This is a genomic window from Leifsonia aquatica (genome assembly GCF_014190775.1).
GTDB lineage: Bacteria > Actinomycetota > Actinomycetes > Actinomycetales > Microbacteriaceae > Leifsonia > Leifsonia aquatica.
Genome location: NZ_JACHVP010000009.1, coordinates 1 through 15,669 on the forward strand (window position 1 = coordinate 1; position 15,669 = coordinate 15,669).

Annotated in this window: 24 protein-coding genes and 2 pseudogenes; 10 read left to right on the top strand and 16 right to left on the bottom strand. The window is 65.4% G+C overall.

Annotation, left to right across the window (positions count from 1 at the left end; translation table 11 throughout):
• The 7 genes and pseudogenes from FHX33_RS21205 to FHX33_RS21235 all read right to left on the bottom strand — a co-directional run.
• Window positions 1-318 (bottom strand): annotated as a pseudogene (locus tag FHX33_RS21205) (c-type cytochrome biogenesis protein CcsB); the annotation flags it as partial.
• Entirely contained in the window at window positions 315-890 is a 576-nt protein-coding gene (locus FHX33_RS21210) for a signal peptidase II (RefSeq protein ID WP_021762774.1), read from the bottom strand. The gene FHX33_RS21210 and the pseudogene FHX33_RS21205, both read right to left, overlap by 4 nt.
• On the bottom strand, window positions 884-1,309 hold the full coding sequence (locus FHX33_RS21215; protein WP_021762773.1) for a hypothetical protein: 426 nt from the start codon (window positions 1,307-1,309) through the stop codon (window positions 884-886). Before FHX33_RS21215 ends, FHX33_RS21210 begins: the two co-directional genes overlap by 7 nt.
• Before the next feature lie 13 nt (window positions 1,310-1,322).
• A complete protein-coding gene (locus tag FHX33_RS21220; RefSeq protein WP_155829005.1) occupies window positions 1,323-1,565 on the bottom strand; it encodes a hypothetical protein in 243 nt (80 codons plus the stop codon).
• Complete coding sequence (locus FHX33_RS21225) at window positions 1,562-2,257, bottom strand: DsbA family protein (RefSeq protein ID WP_021762771.1); 696 nt, start codon at window positions 2,255-2,257, stop codon at window positions 1,562-1,564. The genes FHX33_RS21220 and FHX33_RS21225 overlap by 4 nt, the downstream gene beginning before the upstream one ends.
• The gene (locus tag FHX33_RS22020) at window positions 2,254-2,835 is read right to left on the bottom strand and encodes a M23 family metallopeptidase (protein ID WP_051336951.1); all 582 of its coding nucleotides are present in this window, start codon (window positions 2,833-2,835) and stop codon (window positions 2,254-2,256) included. The genes FHX33_RS21225 and FHX33_RS22020 overlap by 4 nt, the downstream gene beginning before the upstream one ends.
• A 336-nt stretch (window positions 2,836-3,171) precedes the next feature.
• A complete protein-coding gene (locus tag FHX33_RS21235; protein ID WP_021762769.1) occupies window positions 3,172-3,585 on the bottom strand; it encodes a hypothetical protein in 414 nt (137 codons plus the stop codon).
• A gap of 157 nt (window positions 3,586-3,742) precedes the next feature.
• On the opposite strand from FHX33_RS21235, the gene FHX33_RS21240 reads away from it, so the two are divergent.
• Window positions 3,743-4,054 (top strand): TFIIB-type zinc ribbon-containing protein, encoded by a 312-nt coding sequence (locus FHX33_RS21240; RefSeq protein WP_081703940.1) that lies wholly within the window; start codon window positions 3,743-3,745, stop codon window positions 4,052-4,054.
• A gap of 76 nt (window positions 4,055-4,130) precedes the next feature.
• Window positions 4,131-4,992 (top strand): annotated as a pseudogene (locus FHX33_RS21245) (IS5 family transposase).
• Here the strand turns inward: FHX33_RS21245 and FHX33_RS21250 are convergent.
• Complete coding sequence (locus FHX33_RS21250; RefSeq protein WP_021762766.1) at window positions 4,989-5,303, bottom strand: ArsR/SmtB family transcription factor; 315 nt, start codon at window positions 5,301-5,303, stop codon at window positions 4,989-4,991. The pseudogene FHX33_RS21245 and the gene FHX33_RS21250 overlap by 4 nt on opposite strands.
• Before the next feature lie 121 nt (window positions 5,304-5,424).
• Between FHX33_RS21250 and FHX33_RS21255 the strand changes: the two genes are divergently transcribed.
• A complete protein-coding gene (locus tag FHX33_RS21255) occupies window positions 5,425-6,360 on the top strand; it encodes a cation diffusion facilitator family transporter (protein ID WP_021762765.1) in 936 nt (311 codons plus the stop codon).
• A 14-nt stretch (window positions 6,361-6,374) separates the two neighbouring features.
• Window positions 6,375-7,010 carry a copper resistance CopC family protein gene (locus FHX33_RS21260; RefSeq protein WP_021762764.1) on the top strand — a complete coding sequence of 212 codons (636 nt, stop codon included), beginning with the start codon at window positions 6,375-6,377 and terminating at the stop codon, window positions 7,008-7,010.
• Between the two features lie 5 nt (window positions 7,011-7,015).
• On the opposite strand, the gene FHX33_RS21265 is transcribed toward FHX33_RS21260, so the two are convergent.
• From FHX33_RS21265 to FHX33_RS21280, 4 genes are all read right to left on the bottom strand, one after another.
• Window positions 7,016-7,954, bottom strand: coding sequence for a cytochrome c oxidase assembly protein (locus FHX33_RS21265; RefSeq protein WP_115698372.1), 939 nt, complete (start codon window positions 7,952-7,954; stop codon window positions 7,016-7,018).
• Window position 7,955: 1 nt separating this feature from the next.
• Complete coding sequence (locus FHX33_RS21270; protein ID WP_081703939.1) at window positions 7,956-9,866, bottom strand: cytochrome c oxidase assembly protein; 1,911 nt, start codon at window positions 9,864-9,866, stop codon at window positions 7,956-7,958.
• Window positions 9,863-10,063, bottom strand: coding sequence for a hypothetical protein (locus FHX33_RS21275; RefSeq protein ID WP_081703938.1), 201 nt, complete (start codon window positions 10,061-10,063; stop codon window positions 9,863-9,865). The genes FHX33_RS21270 and FHX33_RS21275 overlap by 4 nt, the downstream gene beginning before the upstream one ends.
• A 77-nt stretch (window positions 10,064-10,140) precedes the next feature.
• Window positions 10,141-10,470 carry a hypothetical protein gene (locus FHX33_RS21280; protein ID WP_021762760.1) on the bottom strand — a complete coding sequence of 110 codons (330 nt, stop codon included), beginning with the start codon at window positions 10,468-10,470 and terminating at the stop codon, window positions 10,141-10,143.
• Window positions 10,471-10,621: 151 nt separating this feature from the next.
• On the opposite strand from FHX33_RS21280, the gene FHX33_RS21285 reads away from it, so the two are divergent.
• On the top strand, window positions 10,622-11,170 hold the full coding sequence (locus FHX33_RS21285; RefSeq protein WP_039922000.1) for a hypothetical protein: 549 nt from the start codon (window positions 10,622-10,624) through the stop codon (window positions 11,168-11,170).
• A 74-nt stretch (window positions 11,171-11,244) separates the two neighbouring features.
• Here the strand turns inward: FHX33_RS21285 and FHX33_RS21290 are convergent, their stop codons facing one another.
• A complete protein-coding gene (locus tag FHX33_RS21290; RefSeq protein ID WP_308458017.1) occupies window positions 11,245-11,766 on the bottom strand; it encodes a cation efflux transmembrane domain-containing protein in 522 nt (173 codons plus the stop codon).
• A gap of 283 nt (window positions 11,767-12,049) precedes the next feature.
• Here FHX33_RS21290 and FHX33_RS21295 point away from each other — a divergent pair, with 283 nt between their 5' ends.
• The 5 genes from FHX33_RS21295 (at window position 12,050) to FHX33_RS21315 (ending at window position 14,796) form a co-directional block, all read left to right on the top strand.
• Window positions 12,050-12,619, top strand: a complete 570-nt coding sequence (locus FHX33_RS21295) for a recombinase family protein (protein ID WP_021762757.1) — start codon at window positions 12,050-12,052, stop codon at window positions 12,617-12,619.
• 206 nt (window positions 12,620-12,825) lie between these two features.
• The gene (locus tag FHX33_RS21300; protein WP_039921998.1) at window positions 12,826-13,020 is read left to right on the top strand and encodes a hypothetical protein; all 195 of its coding nucleotides are present in this window, start codon (window positions 12,826-12,828) and stop codon (window positions 13,018-13,020) included.
• Window positions 13,017-13,796 carry a Fic/DOC family protein gene (locus FHX33_RS21305; RefSeq protein WP_021762755.1) on the top strand — a complete coding sequence of 260 codons (780 nt, stop codon included), beginning with the start codon at window positions 13,017-13,019 and terminating at the stop codon, window positions 13,794-13,796. The genes FHX33_RS21300 and FHX33_RS21305 overlap by 4 nt, the downstream gene beginning before the upstream one ends.
• On the top strand, window positions 13,793-14,374 hold the full coding sequence (locus tag FHX33_RS21310) for a recombinase family protein (protein ID WP_021762754.1): 582 nt from the start codon (window positions 13,793-13,795) through the stop codon (window positions 14,372-14,374). The genes FHX33_RS21305 and FHX33_RS21310 overlap by 4 nt, the downstream gene beginning before the upstream one ends.
• A gap of 14 nt (window positions 14,375-14,388) precedes the next feature.
• Window positions 14,389-14,796, top strand: a complete 408-nt coding sequence (locus tag FHX33_RS21315) for a hypothetical protein (protein WP_021762753.1) — start codon at window positions 14,389-14,391, stop codon at window positions 14,794-14,796.
• A 26-nt stretch (window positions 14,797-14,822) separates the two neighbouring features.
• Here FHX33_RS21315 and FHX33_RS21320 read toward each other — a convergent pair whose 3' ends face one another.
• The 3 genes from FHX33_RS21320 to FHX33_RS21330 all read right to left on the bottom strand — a co-directional run.
• The gene (locus FHX33_RS21320; RefSeq protein ID WP_211235395.1) at window positions 14,823-15,017 is read right to left on the bottom strand and encodes a helix-turn-helix transcriptional regulator; all 195 of its coding nucleotides are present in this window, start codon (window positions 15,015-15,017) and stop codon (window positions 14,823-14,825) included.
• Window positions 15,008-15,100, bottom strand: coding sequence for a hypothetical protein (locus FHX33_RS21325; protein ID WP_039921996.1), 93 nt, complete (start codon window positions 15,098-15,100; stop codon window positions 15,008-15,010). The genes FHX33_RS21320 and FHX33_RS21325 overlap by 10 nt, the downstream gene beginning before the upstream one ends.
• Before the next feature lie 256 nt (window positions 15,101-15,356).
• Window positions 15,357-15,669: hypothetical protein (locus tag FHX33_RS21330; protein ID WP_183428954.1), on the bottom strand; the 313-nt coding region annotated here is incomplete at its 5' end.

The following is a 15,669-nucleotide window of genomic DNA, read 5'->3' on the forward strand; positions in this document are numbered from 1 at the left end:
TCCGCGCAGCACCGTCGCGATGAGATGGAAGGCGAAGCCCGCGATCGTCAGACCGAATGCCCATCGTGTGACGCCGCGGGCGGCGCGGGACGGCGCTCCTTTCGATTTGGTCGACTGCTCGCTGGATTCCTCGCCGATGACAACGGTCGTCGGTGGCTGTGTTGCCGCGATCCGTCGTGCGACCGCGCTGGGGACGGTCGTTGTCGCTTCGGCTCCGCGTCTGGCCAGGTCGATGGAGAAGACCACGAAAGCCGCCGTGTAGAAGCCCATCGCGACGTAGAGTGCCACCGTCGAGAGTGCGGAGAGGGTCCCGGTCATGCGCCGGTCACCGTGTCGTGAACGGTCGCCGCCGCGACGCCCTGCGCGCGGCGGTTTTGGACAGTTGCGGCAACTACCGCGGCCGCGATGCCGCCCACAGTGAAGACGTCGGCGAGGTTAAAGATGGCGAACCAGCTGACGGAGAGGTAGTCGACCACGGCACCGCTGAGGACGCCGTGCTCTCCTCGGAGCGCGCGGTCGACCATGTTGCCCCAGCCGCCACCGGCGGCGATCGCGAGCAGTATTGTCACCGTCGGGTTCTCCCGACGAATCACTCGTCGGATGATCCAGGCCGTGAGGACGGTCAGGACGATGAGGATTCCGGCCGCCAACAGGGGGCCGACTCGGGCGCCGAGCCCGAACGCCGCTCCAGCGTTCAGGACCAGATTGAGATCCAGGCTGGGGATCACCGTCGGCACGGGCTGGCCATACGGGAGTGAAAGGATGGCGATGCCCTTGACTGCCTGGTCTACAGCAATCGCGAGAAGGCCTGCGGACAGCGCACGCAACGCCACGCGTCGACGGTCGACGTCTCCAGTGGTCGCCGTCTCTACGGCTTGTTCGGTCAACATAGGGTGGTCAGCGCCTTCATCTGTTCGGAGAGCTTCTTGGTGAGCACGTCCGAGCTGGTGCCCGTCGACGACCCGGTGGATTCCGCTTTCAAGACGGGGATGAGTTTGTCGATGGTGTCGACCACGTTCTGCACGGCAGTCTGCTGCTTCCCCGCGGGCAGTTGATCGGCGATCGGCGCCAGGATCGTCCGGGCGGCCTTCAGCTGGTCGAGGGCCGCCGCGGGGTCGAGCACCGCGGACTTCAAGGCGGCATCGATGTCGGATGCCACCTTGTCGGTGATCGGGGTGACCAAGGGGCAGGCGGCGTTCTGCGCTTGCTTGGATACGGTGTCCCCGATCGAGCAGCCGGAGAGCAACAGGGGTGCCGCCAATGCGACCGCTGTAGCGGCGATGAGGACGGGCCGGTTAGTAGTGGACATGATTCTTCTCGATTCAGCGGGTTGGTCGATGACGCTTGATGATCCGAATGAGGGTGTCGATGTCGTCGCTGAGTGCCTCGAGCTCCACGTCAGAGTCTGCGGGCCTGCGGCGGAGGAGGACCTGGAGCTGGACGGAGGCCGCGGTCGCTGCTTCGATCAGCTCCCGGTACACGGCTGCCGGGATGGTCTCGTGTGCTTCTGGTGTCCTCCACAGCCGTTGCATCTGGCGGCGGATCCGGCGGTCGCCCAACATCATCGCCGCCACGCCTTCTCCAGCTCGGCGGCGAATTGCTCTGTGGAGGTCAGCGTGAGCTTCTCGCCGTTCAGGAAGAACGTTGGTGTACCCGCCACACCCAGCTGGACACCGTCGGTTTGATCCTTCATCACCCGGATCCGGAGTGTCGGGTCGGCGATGTCTTTGTCGTACTGGCGCATGTCCAGGCCGAGCGACTCGGCCACAGATCGCAGAACAGTCGACTGGTCATCCTGTCGTTCGGCCCACTGCGTCTGAGTTTGGAAGAGCTTCGAGTACATCTCGGTGAACTTGCCTTGACGGCCGGCTGCTTCGGCAGCCATCGCCGCGTTCATCGCGTTCTTGTGACTCGGGATGGGGAAGTAGCGAGCGATGAATGTGACACGGTCCTTGTACTGCTCACGCAGCTGCTCGACCACGGGGTAGGCGGCGCCGCAGGCTTCGCACTCGAAGTCGAGGAATTCCACCACCGTCACCTTGTCCGTCGGCGCCTTCTGCAGGATTCGGCTGTCGGCTCGCACTACGGCGGGCGCTGCGTCCTGTTTCGATGCCGATTGCGCCCGGCCGACGAGCACGATGACGATCACGACGATGAAGGCGAGCGCGATGACGATGGTGTTGGCCCAGAATCGCGCGGAAAGCCGGCGGGTCGGCTGTGGCTTCCGGCGTGGCTGTTTCGGCATGGTGGTACTCATCTCGCTCGTGCTCGGAGCCAGGAGTACGGGTCGATCGGTGTCTCGCCGTTCGCCCAGATCTCCAGGTGGAGGTGATTGCCGGTGCTGGCGCCCGTCGTGCCGACCCGTCCGATGATCTGGCCAGCCGCGATGCGGTCGCCGGCCCGGACCTGCAACGACCCGAACTGCATGTGCGCGTAGAGGCTTGCGAATCGCTCACCATTGACCCGGTGGTCGATGATCACATTCACGCCGAACCCGACATCGGACTCTTCGGCGGAACGGACCACGCCGTCAGCGATCGCGGCGATCTTGGTGCCGCCGCCGGGGGTCATGTCCAGGCCCTTGTGGTTGCTGGAGCACCCGGAGCAGGGCGCGGAGCGCGACCCATAGCCGTCGCTGATCGGGACATCGCCGGCGAACGGCCACTGGATCGGGCCAAGCGTGTTGCCCACGAGAGTGCCCGCGGGGTCCGTTCGCGCCGCAGCCTTGAGTTCGGCTTCTGAGGTCGCGCTGGGTGCGTCACGATTCACCGGAACGGCTGCGCCGCCGGTCTGCCCGATAGCCTGCGGCACACCCGCGACGATGGTGTCGGCCACCGTTTCGAGGGCGCCGTCAGGTTGTACAGCTTCGGCTGGAACCGAGGTCGCCACGCTCAAAGTCACGGCGAAGACGGCCCCCGCCAGAGGAAGTAGCAGGGAACGGCGGGCAGGCCGACCCTTGGAGCGCGGCCGGCTGCGGCGTCGCCGTCTTGGGACGCTCCGTTCAGCGGAGAGAGCCTCACGACGTGATCGAGGTTCAGCGGGGGCGGGGGTGAAGGTTGCGCGGCGAACCGGCCGCGCGCGGCGGGTGATGAGCATTTAGGGTTTCCGGACTCGGCCCTATGCGGGCACGGACAAGAACGACGAGGGCACCGTGGGTGCGCGAAAGTGTCGTCAGGTCCGGCTTATGGCCAGAGATTCCAGAGAAGGCGCGAGTGGTCGCTCGAGCTGCAATGACGCGCCCAGGCGTCGCACGACGCGCAGAAGAGTCAGGCGGACGTCTCGTCGCAGCAAACCCACGAACAGGGCTAGAGCTAAGGCGGCCGCAGCAAGTCCGAGGACGCACCCCAGGACCAGCACCTGGTCGTGTGGGACGCCGTTCTCTGATGAAGCGAGCGCGGCGGCGGCGGCTTTTGCTGCTGCCGGAGCGGCGTTGCCCTCAATGGCGGATGCCGCGGGCCCGGCGGTTTCGTTGACCGGGTGTGCCGTTTCGAACATGTGCGCCAGCAGCAGAGCGAACACGACGGTGAGCGCTGCGACGGCGAGGACGACCCAGCGTCGGATTCCTCTTGCACTCAGCGCGTTCACCTCACCTCCACGGTCACAGTTCGATAACAGCCAGCTTTTGGTGGGAAGCGTAGCAAACGGCTCCTGACTGCCGCATCCGAGTCGCGTCCGCGATCAGCCGACTCTCAGACGAGGCCCCTACGCTCCGGCAACCATACCGACCAGAAGGGTAAGAACCATGAAATGTCCCGTTGACGGCGAGACACTCCTGCTCTCCGATCGCTCCGGAATCGAGATCGACTACTGTCCCGCCTGCCGAGGCGTTTGGCTGGATCGGGGCGAGCTCGACAAGATCATCGAACGCTCACTGACCCAGAGCCCATCGACTGGATACGCCGCCCCGGCTGACCCGCAAGGATGGTCGGACCCGAATCGATCCGGACATCACAACAAGAGCGGCCACGGAAACGCCGGCCACGGTAACTCCGGCCACAACGGCTACGGCAACAAGCGCCGCGGTGGCTGGCTGGGGGATCTCTTCGGCGACTAGGGTGTGTTGATAAACGACTTTTGGTCTTCGTTCGGCGAGGCTGGGTGTTGTGTCGCGTGATGTGATCTCGGATGAGATGTGGGCGGTGATCGGGCCGCTGTTCCCGAAGGCCGCGGCCACGGGCCGGCCGCCGGTCGATCCGCGCCAGGTCGTGGAGGCGACGGCCTGGCGGTATCGAACGGGGGCGCCGTGGCGGGATCTGCCGGAGCAGTTCGGGAAGTGGAACACGGTCTATAAGGTGTTCGACCGGTGGGCCAAGTTGGGTGTGTGGGCGAGGGTCCTGGAGCAGGTGCAGTCACAAGCGCACGCCTCTGGCGAGTTGGACTGGGTGGCCTCGATCGATTCCACGATCGTGCGTGTGCACCAGCACGGCGCCACGCTGCCGCGCCCAAAAAAGGGCCCGATCGAACTACACGAAGTTCGGGACGGAGCCGCCTGATCATGCGATCGGCCGCTCCCGCGGGGGCCTGACGACCAAGTCCCACCTGGTCTGCGACGGCCGTGGCCGGGCGTTGGCGTTTGTGCTCACCGGCGGCCAGGTCGCCGACACGATCATGCTCCCGGCCACTCTGAGTGAGATCCGGGTGCCGACCGCCGGGCGCCCCAGGCTGCGGCCGGAGCGCGTCCTGGCGGACAAGGGCTACCCCTCCAAAGCAAACCGGGCCTGGCTGCGGCAGCACCAGATCGCGGCGACCATCCCCGAGCGAGACGACCAGATCGCGCACCGCCGCCGGAAGCCGGGCCGGCCCATCGACTTCGGGCCCGAGCAGCGGGAACGCTACCGCGGACGCAACGTCGTCGAACGCTGCTTCAACCGGCTCAAACAATGGCGGGGCCTCGCGATGAGATCAGACAAGACCGCCCGCAACTACCACGCCGCCCTCTGCCTCGCCGCCACCCTCCACTGGCTCAACACCGGGTTTATCAACACGCCCTAGTCGCCGCCCGGCTGGGCGTGGCCGAGGTGCAGCAGTGCCTGGTCGAAGAACTCGACGACGTGGTCATCGAACAGCCGGTAGGTGATGGAGCGTCCGTCGCGGTCGCCGATGACGAGCTTTGCCTGGCGGAGGATGCGCAGGTGGTTCGATAGCGTCGCCTGTCCGATCTCCAGCTCCTCCGCCAAGACGGTCACGCTCGATGGACTCTGCCGAAGTCTGGCGAGCACGCGCAAGCGCGTCGGCGATGCCAGGCCATGGAAGACCTCCGCCAGCTCGCCGGCGCTCTCGATGTTCAACGTCAATTCGTCCACGACTCGCTCCTCGATTCTTCATCGTACCGAGAACGGTTCTGATTACGGTTCTCAACTACATTAACTAATTTACATATTCGCATGTATTGACGTAAAGTGGGTGATGGCGAAAGGAGGTCGCATGGATGGCCACGACCATGGCAGCACGATGGAACTCTTCGGCGAGGCCGCCAAACGCCATCGCGTTCGCCTCTCGATCGCGTTCGGCATCACTTTCGTCATCCTGATTGCCGAGGTCGTCGGCACGGTCCTCACCGGCTCCCTGGCGTTGCTCGTCGACGCCGGCCACATGCTTACCGATACTGCCGGGCTGGCGATGGCGTTGGTGGCGTCGTACCTGAGCACCAAACCGGCTACGAACAAGCGCACTTGGGGCTACCGGCGGGCTGAGGTGCTCGCCGCGACCGCGCAGGCCGCCGTCCTCCTCGGGGTCGGCGTGTTCGTCTTGATCGAGGGCATTCGGCGGCTGTTCGAGCCGCCGGAGATTCCCTCCACCGAGCTGCTGGTCTTCGGCATCATCGGCTTGGTCGGCAACATCGCCTCGCTGACCGTGCTGGCCTCCAGCCGAAGCGAGAACTTCAACCTCCGCGCCGCCTTCCTCGAGGTGATGAACGACGCGCTCGGTTCGGTTGCGGTCATCGTCGCTGCGATCCTGATCGGACTGACCGGATGGGGTGCCGCTGACGCGCTGGCCGGAATGTTCATCGGAGTACTGATCCTCCCGCGTGCGTTCAAGTTGCTGCGGGAGACGACCAGCGTGCTGCTGGAATCCACACCGCCCGGCCTCGACCTCGACTCCGTGCGCAATCACGTCCTGGAGCTGCCGGAGGTAGTCGACATCCACGACCTGCACGCCACGCAGATCGCCACCGGGCTGCCGGTCCTCACCGCACACGTCATCGTGGAACCCGATACCTTCGAGAACGGGCGTCTGCCCGAGCTCCTGGACAAGCTGCAGGACTGCGTTGCAAGTCACTTCGAGGTCAGTATCGAACACTCCACCTTCCAGTTCGAGCCCCCGCAGCACAGCCGCCACGAGCATTCCGCACACGAGTAACACAGGGACCATTGATGACTGCCCCCAGCGCCGCCGCCGAGCCCAGCCGTTTCCTGTGGAGGGTCCTTGCCCTCCTGGGAGTCGTCGCGCTCGCTCTGGTCGCCAACTGCCTGACCGCGCCCCCTGCCGAAGCACACGATGCTCTCACTGAATCCAATCCGGCCCAAGGCCAAACCGTCACCGAAAAGCTGGACCAGATCGTGCTGACCTTCAACGAGGCACCGCTGAGCGGCCTCCAGGGCGGCATCGTCATCCAGGCCGTCGGTCCGGGCGGCCACGAGGTCACCACCGGCGAACTCCGCATCCAGGACCGGACCCTGTCCCGTGCCGTTCTGATGACCGATCAAGGCGATTACACAGTGTCCTGGCGCACGGTCTCCGCCGACGGGCATCCGATCGACGGCAGCTACACCTTCAGCTACGCCGGGCCCATCCCGGCCGCTGCCACCGCGACCGTGACGCCGACGTCATCGGCAACGCCGACCCCCTCCGTTGTCGCCTCACCAACCAGCCCCCCGACGGCCGCGAACTCGTCCTCCGGGACGCCGATCGCGCTGGTGGTCGTGATCATCATCGTCGTGCTGATCCTCGCCGGCGGCGGACTCTGGCTCGCCACCGAACTCAACCGGCGACGCGCCAGCAAGGAATAGCTTGCTCAGCGGCGATTCAGCCGCAACAGCCAAGCGTTGTACGCATCGAGCTCCGCGTCGCCTTCCACATCTTTCCGGCGGTCGGCGGCCTCCGCTCGGCGGGTGTCGTCGGACGCCCACGCGAACAACAGGATCAGCACGATAATCAGCGACGGCAGCTCACCATAGGACCACGCCAACGCGCCAGCGATGCGCTGATCAGCAACAGCGTCAACGCTCCACGCCGCCGGCGGCCGGGCGAAGAAGCCCACCAGCGGTACGGTCGCCATCATCGCGATCACCCCGAAGAACGCATGAAGGGGCATCTCGATGAACATGTCCAACAGGCGACCGAGATGCGATTGGCGATGTGGCAATGGGTCAGGAGAGATCAGCGGCAGAGTGAAGAGGACGCCCGCGGCCAAGAACACCACCTCGAGTGAGAGGTGCCCGGCCACGGATCCCAGCAATGTCGACGCGATGCCGCTGAAATAGAGCCCGTAGAACACCATCAGGAACAGCGGGACCATGAACCCCGGATGCAACAGCAGACGGGCAAGCCGGGACCTCAGACCGGTGAGAGCCAATCGCCGAACGAGGCGCCAACGCCCCCTCGCCGGCGCCGCCTTCAGTAGGAGCGTGCCCGGCGCCCCCAAAATCAGCAGCGGCGGGATCGTCATCATCAGGGTGAGCTGCTGAAACATGAACACCGAAAACATCCGATAGCCGTAGCCCTCCAGCCCCGTACCGGTCAATGCGACGAGAACTCCGCAGCCGGTCACGAAGAGAGTGGTGCGCCACCACGGCCATGCAATACGCCGGCACGCTAGCAACCAAACGCCCCACCCATAGGCGAGGGCGAGAAGGACGCCTACCACTGGGAGAAGCGGCACCGGTTGCGGAGCCCAGGTTAGGAAGGCCTCCAAGCCCGGTGGCTCCTCCGGCAAGTACACAGGCCCATCCATCTCAGGCTCGCTCCGGTCTTGGAGACTCCGGCCGAGCCTCGACCACCCGCTGACCCAAAACCAGCAGCAGCACGAACACAGCAATGGCGGCGATCGCCCAGAGCAGCACGGCCGCGATGAGCTGATCGAGCGCGGGAGTCACGCCCAACGCGGGCAAGGTCACCCCGTACCACGCAGGGAGGATACCTCCGGGGACGAAAGCGACCACGACCGCGAGCAAGCCCACTGCCAGGACCACCGCCATGGCGATCCCCACCGCCTGCGCCAACAGGCGCTGTCCTTCGCCGAGCGTGCGCAACAGTGACGCAGCGAACAGCGTCGTCACCCCGAACACCAGGACTGTCGTGAGGGTCCGGCCCACCGGGTCCTGCACCGCCCAACCCAGCCACGGCGATAGAAACACGGTGCCGAGCAGCACAACCAGAGCACAAGCCGACAGCCACGGCGTCCGGAGCGGCACTGCCATCGCTCGACTTCCTAGTACCCAGCTCGTCCATTCGCGCGTACCGAGGCTGCCGTCCCCCCGAAGTCTCACGACCGTCTGAAGCAAGCGAATCGGCTGCGCTGCGACAACCAGAATTGCCGAAAGCACACCACCGAGCAGAAGCAGAGTCGTGTACGCCGCAAACGAGAACGTTGCATAAGCCCCGGGAAGCGAACAGAACGCGAACACGATGACCACGGCACACCCGATCGCGGCGACCATCCGCGATCGGGGCCAGCTGCCGCTTCGACGTGCCGCGATCGCGCCGTAGAGGTAGGACCCAAAGCCGAGGACTACAACGAGCACCGCTGCGGCGTCGAACACCCACGCGTCCATGAGCCGGGCGATGCCCGGTGCCAACGGTAACCGGTCACCAGTGAGCTGCTCAGCCTTCGTCGCCAACAGGATCTGACCACCCGGAGTCTCTGTCCGAGAGAGCGTTGCTCCTGTCCCCATCGCGACGCCCATAACCACAAGCTCCCAGAGAGCGAGGGAGCCAAAGGCGAGCCGGCGCCGCAGCGCAGGCGCATCCATGGAACCGAACCGTCGAATCACGTAGGTTCGTTGCGCCCATCCGAACGCCACCAGAAGGAGGAGGGCGACCACCTTCACGGACAGGAGCCGACCGTAGTCCGTGGTCAGGAGCTGTGCTGGATCGCTCAGACGAACGAGTGCGCCTGCCAACCCGGAAATGGTCACCGCGCACAACCCCGCCAGTGCGATCGCTGAATAGCGACGCACCAACGCAACAAATGTGCGCCCATCAACGGTCGCGACATAGACCACCGCGGCCAGACCACCAACCCACACCGCCGCTCCCGCGACGTGCAGCCACAGCGCAACCGTCGCCGTGACGTGATTTCCAGCCCCGGCGGCGTGCCCCTGGAGCGCGAGTGGAACCAGCGCAGCGAAAGCCAAGATGGCAGCCGCGGCCACGCCTGCCTGCCCACGGGCCGCGAACGCCACAACACTGATCGTCGCAGTCATCAGGATTGTGGCGAACCACCCTTGGCCGACCGCGATCTGTGTGAAGAACTGAGCAAGGCTAGGACCGAGCATGTTCGCCTCAACCGGCCCCGTCAAGCTGATCGAGGTCATGACCGCAGCAATGCAGCTGGCGACCAGCCAGCAGGCGGAACACCAGGGCGCCGCGTCCAGGAGCCGGTTCCACGACCGTAATCCGACCGGTACGCAGAAAGCTGCAACGACGAGCACACCGATCGTGGCCGCAGCCGCCAGATCGACGACCACTTTCACAGCCGGCAACCCATACGTCACCGCCGGCCCCGGATTGAAGATCGACCCATCCGGCTGGACGGTGAGCAATGCCAGCACCAGCGCAGCAGACAACGCTGTAATGGCGAGAGCGGCAAGCGCAGCGATCGCACCTCGCGTTGGGGCGGATCGCGTCGACGTTGCCCCGGTCACGACGGATCCTGCTCACCGGCCTGCGCGGAACCGGCTGCCGACACGCGTTGCGCGCGCTGCCGCTTCTCCTCGCGCGCGTACGCTTCACGTTCACGCCGATCAGCGCGAAATATTGATCGCAGCACGAACCAGAAAACGAGTCCCACCAACACCGTTGGTGTCAGAGACCACAGAGCATTGGTCCAAAAGTCGTCCATCTTCACCTTCACAAACCGTCGAACACACGGCTCGCCGAGCAGGGCGTGCGCGTGCAAAATCCCGGAACGGACGGTGATCAGATTCGAAGTATGCCCAGCAGTCCCAACAGTGAAGGCGGCGCGGGCGACTCTCGTTGCGGAATGGCCACAGCAGCCGGCGTCGGCCGCTCGGTCCTGAATCGGACTTCGACCACGACCAACGAATCATGAATCGGGGTCGCAGCGCCCGCCGTGGCGCACAACGCCGCGCAGAATTCGGAATCGCTGTGATTGGAATCCGTGTCGCCGACACTCACTGGCTGTGACCAAGACGTGCCCACGGCTGCGTGTGCTGCATCGGAAGAGTGGCCGAAGCCGACGCCGGCGATCACCGCGGCGACAAGGACGAGTAGGAAGATGTGCACCACGCGCAGCGTTCTACTCACCTCTACCTCCATTTGCTCGGCTCAGCGTACCCAGTTCAACTGTGAGAGGCCCCTCTCAGAGCCCATCGGTCGCACTTCGTCGGCGCAGCGGCTCCTCTTGCCACCGCGGACCGGCAAACGGATGATGTGAACCATGACCGGTCGGGGCTCACTGAGCCCACCCTCGCACGCGCCGACCGACGACGCACGCCGTACGTTATTGGGGCACATCGGTACCCCCGCTGCGATCTACGGCACGATCGTCTATGCGAGCGTCGTCGCTGCGACTTCGATCGGTCTCAAGGAATCAAGCTCGGCATGGCAAGTGCTCATCTTCGCCGTCGTCAGCGTCGTCGTGTTCTGGGTCGCTCACGTCTATTCGACTGCGCTCGGTTCCCACGGGCATGCCGACCATCTCCGAGACCGGATAAGAGATTCGATCAGACAAGCGCTGAAGGAATCCAGCGGCATGTTGGAGGCAGCCGTCGTCCCATCCATTCCCCTGCTGCTCGCGGCCTTCGGTGTGATGACGACCGACACCGGCATATCGATCGCACTCTGGGTCGCCGTCGTCATGCTTGCTCTGCTGGGCTACCTCGTCCTCTGGCTTCGCGCTCGACCATGGTGGGCCTGCATAACCGCAGCGCTGATCAGCGCTCTACTCGGCATTCTGGTGATCCTGCTCAAGACGGCACTCTATTGACCAGGAGCCGTGAGTGGTCCCGTCGTGGCCTTGCGTATCCGCCGGAAGTCCGCCTCTCAAGGCGCACGGTTTGATCAGCGATCGGCGGCGATGGGGGTGACGACGAACTCGTCGAGGTTGCGCAGCTCGCCGCGGACGTGTTCGGTCGCGTGCTCTGCCACGTGCGTGGCGTCGCGGAGGTTTTCGGCGTTCGTCGTGATGACTGCCGAGCCGAGGAGCCGGTGGCCGACCCAGCGCAGCTTGACGCTCCGGATACCGGTCACGCCCTTCGTGTGCGTCAAGCTGCGCTCGACGCGGTCGATCAGACCCGGGTCGACAGCATCCATCAGGCGCGCCCCGACGGACTTCGCGGTCCCCCCCAGCAGGATCAGGATCGAGATCGCAATGAGGAGGCCGATGATCGGGTCGGCGATCGGAAACCCGAGAAGGACGCCGATTGCGCCGAGCACAACCGACAGCGAGGTGATGCCATCCAGTCGCGCGTGCACACCGTCGGCGACGAGCGCCGCGGAGCCGATCTTCCGGCCAACGCGGTTCGGTAGATTGCGACAAGCTCGTTGCCGGCGAAGCCGACCAGACCGGCGGCGATCAGCCACCACGCGTTCTCCACCGGGCGCGGATGGACGAACCGGTCGATCGCCTCCCACCCGGCGACCACGGCCGACAGTGCGACGACGAAGATGATCAGCTGTCGCCAAACGACGCGGACGAGTTGCAATCGCGTGTCCGATAGGCGGTCGACCAGCGCACAGTCCTCGACTGCTGGGGCCTGCGTGTGTGAACCGCGTCATCACGCGGGAGTGCGGGCGAAGGTCAATGCCCGTTAGACCCGCCCGATGAAATGCCCGCTGATGGGACGCTAACTGCAACACTGTTCTCATGCTGATCGGATACGGCCGCGTCTCCACCGCCGAACAAGACCTCACCGCGCAACGCGACGCGCTCAGGGCGCTCGGCGTCGATGTCGAGAACATCCACGTCGACCACGGGCTGACCGGCACCAACCGAGAGCGGCCCGGGCTGCGCGCGGCACTGGCAGCGGTGCGCTCCGGTGACACCCTCGTGGTCACCAAACTCGACCGGCTCGCCCGCTCCCTACCGGACGCACGCGACATCGCAGCAGAACTCACCCGCAAAGGCGTCACGCTCAGCCTCGGCGGCAGCATCTACGACCCCACCGACCCGGTAGGCCGGCTCCTGTTCAACGTCCTCGGCATGGTCGCCGAATTCGAAGCCGACCTCATCCGCATGCGAACCCGCGAAGGAATGGCCGTTGCCCGCGCCAACGGCAGACTGAAAGGTAAGAAGCCGAAACTCTCGTCAGCCCAGCGCAAGCACTTACTCGCCCTCCACGCCGCCGGCACTCACACCCAGAGCGAGCTCGCCGAACTGCTGCGCGTCTCCCGCGCGACGATCTACCGAGAACTCCAACGCGACCGCGCCAAATAGCGCTGCCAGAAAGCCGCCATTTAGCGCCGCGACTCACAACCAAGCCGCCACCAAGAACCGCCAGAAAACCGCCACACAGCGACCAAAGTCACAGCCGAGAAATCCCGTCCCGAAACTCAGTCCCGAAACCAATTTGACCCGAAATGCCGCCTATAACGTTTTCGGGATAAGTGATAGAATGGACGGAACAGGCGAGAGGAGCCAGCATGGCCCGCAGCACCGCGACGATTCAACCGACTGTCGACGTTGATGGCGAGCTGTCGATGATTGAGAAGGCTCAGCAGCTTGCCGGTCACTTCCCGGATCACGAAGCGCTTGATCGCGCTCGTCGCATCCTCGACGGTCGTGTGACCGCTGCTGAGGCGTACGTCGAGCTGGACGCGAAGTACGCCCAAGGGTGAGTGAGGACGACAAGTACACCTACCCCGACAGCGGGGGAGTGCTCGTCAACTCGAAGGGGATACGCAACGCCGCCCGGCTCGATGCCGCGATGAACGACTATGCCTCTGTCGCAATGGCGGAGCTGCGCACCGAGCCGACGCCGGATCGGTTGGACTACGACTACCTGCGCCGCATCCATACGCGGCTGTTCGAGCGCATCGTGCCTGGCATCGCCGGTAAGCTCCGCGACGTCGACGTGCAAGCGACCGGGGTCGGGATCGCGTACTGCCGTCCCGAGTACATCGAGCCCAACCTCACTCGCCTGTTCGACCAGCTCGACCGCGAGGACTACCTGACGGGGCTGGACGCCGACACGTTCGCTGCGCGGCTCGCAGACCGTTGGGGGGACCTTTCGGCCATCCATCCCTACCGTGACGGGAACACGCGCAGCCAAAGCCTCTACGTCACCGTGCTCGCTGAGCGAGCCGGGCACCCGATCGACTGGCGGCGCGTCAACGTGGACGAGCTGCGCACCGCTCGGCTGCGCGCCGTCGTCGGCAACACCAAGCCGCTGGCCGATTATCTCGGTGCCAGGCTCATGAGCTCCGAAGCTCCACGGCAGAGCCCGTCCCTGTCGAGCACGGCGGGCGTCAGCTCGGCGCTACACGCGAGTTTTCCGCAACCCGCTACTGAAGCCACGCGGAGAACGCCGCCGGCAGGCGGCATCCAGGAGCGCGGGAGTGCCCCCCACACGTCCGGAGCTCGGTATGGCATGGATCGAGGGATGGGGCGATGAGCAACGTTGTCGGATACGCGCGGGTGTCGCGTCATGACCAGAACCCGGCAGCCCAGGAGGCCGAGCTGCGCGCGGCAGGCGCCGGGCGGGTGTTCGTCGACCACGGCGAGTCCAGCCGTGTGAAAGACCGCCCGCAGTGGCTCGCATGCCTGGACTACCTGCGCCCCGGCGACACACTGCTGGTGCGCCGGCTCGATCGCCTCGCGGGCAGCGAGAAGATGGCCATCGAGACGATCACGGACCTGCACGAGCGGGGCGTGAACATCAAGAGCCTCACCGAGCCGGACATCGACACGACAACCCCGATGGGCCGAGCCCTGTTCGGCATCGTTGCCGTGTTCGCGCAGCTCCGCGTCGACACGATCCGGGAGAACACCGTACGGGGCCTGGCTCACGCGCGCGCTGAGGGTCGCGTGGGAGGCCGACCCTCGGTGATGACAGCGGAACGGACCGCCGCGGCCGCGCGGATGCGTGAGCAGGGCGACAGCATCGCACAGATCGCGGCCGTGCTCGGCGTCGGCAAGTCATCCGTCGCGCGCGCGCTTGCGAAGCACGACCAGAGCCAGCCGTCGGCCTGAAGGAGGTATGGACGATGAGTGAACACCAGGCGAGCGCCCCATCACAGCTCATCATGGCGGGCGCGTTCATCAAGCGACCTGGCATGTTCCTGGGATTGCCGATCCGGTTCGACCGGGTAACAGCCTTCATCGCCGGATACACCCTCGCGATCGACCAGGTGCGCGGGGCTCTGTCGCCCAACGACGCCAACCGGTTCCGACCGCTCGGAATCGAGGGACAGTTCCAGGAGCAACTACGCGAACAAGGACGGTTGCGGTGGAACCGATGGGATCTGACGATCGCGGCAGAAGCCACCGGCTGGACGGACGACGACCCGCCTCTGATCGAGGAGTTCACGGAGGAACAGCACCGAGCTGCAATCGCGCATTTAGAGCCGCTTCTAGATCGCATGTTCAGCCTGCCCGAGCAATTCATCCCCTAGCCCAAAATCCCCCAAATCGGAGCTGTTCACTGCTCGTCGTTCAGCCACTCTGCGACCTCTGAGCTGAGGTATCGGACGGTGCGGGGAGTGATGCGGATGTAGGCCGGCCCGATGCCCTGATCCCGTAGGCGGCGCAGGTGCTCGACGTCGACGCCGAGCTGCGCGGCGAGGGCCTTGGGTGTGAGCATCGTGGGCCGCTTCTGGTCGTCGTTCACTGGCACGAGTCGCATCCCATCTCGTCCATCGGGTCGACGGGTACGGCGTACCCTCCGATGTTCTCGATCTGCTCGGTTTCCCTGTTCATCGTTCGGCCTTCCGGTTGTTGTGTGTCCGATTGAAAGTTGGCAGTTCGGCGCTTGCGACGAGCTGGCTGCTTTCAACGGAACACTGGCCGACTTGCACGCAGTGGAGAGGCGGTCAAGGGGAGCCCGTAGGGCTCTCCCGAAGGGACGCGTAGCGCCCTTGACGGCCTCGTAGCGGAGTGCAACCCCCGCAGCGCGGGGGCATGCGAAAGGCCCCACGCCGCAGAGCGGAACGTGGGGCCTTTCGTGAGTGCGTGGTCAACCCTGCGAGGACGTCTCCTGCGCTGGTTCGGTGGCCGCCTCGGAGACGGGTCGGTTCGCTGGCTTGCGCGTTGCGCGTCGCCGGGTGCGAGCCTTCTTGTCGGGCTCGGAGAACCCGATCTTGCGAAGCTCCTCCGCGGTCCATCCGGCGCTCACTGCGGCGGAGTAGGCGCGCACGTCGTCGCGCTCTGCGTTGGCGATCCGCTCCGCGATCCTCGCTTGCAGCTCGCTCAGCTCGCGGTCGGTCTGCTCGCGCACATCGACGAGCGCCTGGCGCGCCTCCGCGACGCTGCGAACGGCGTTGAGCCGG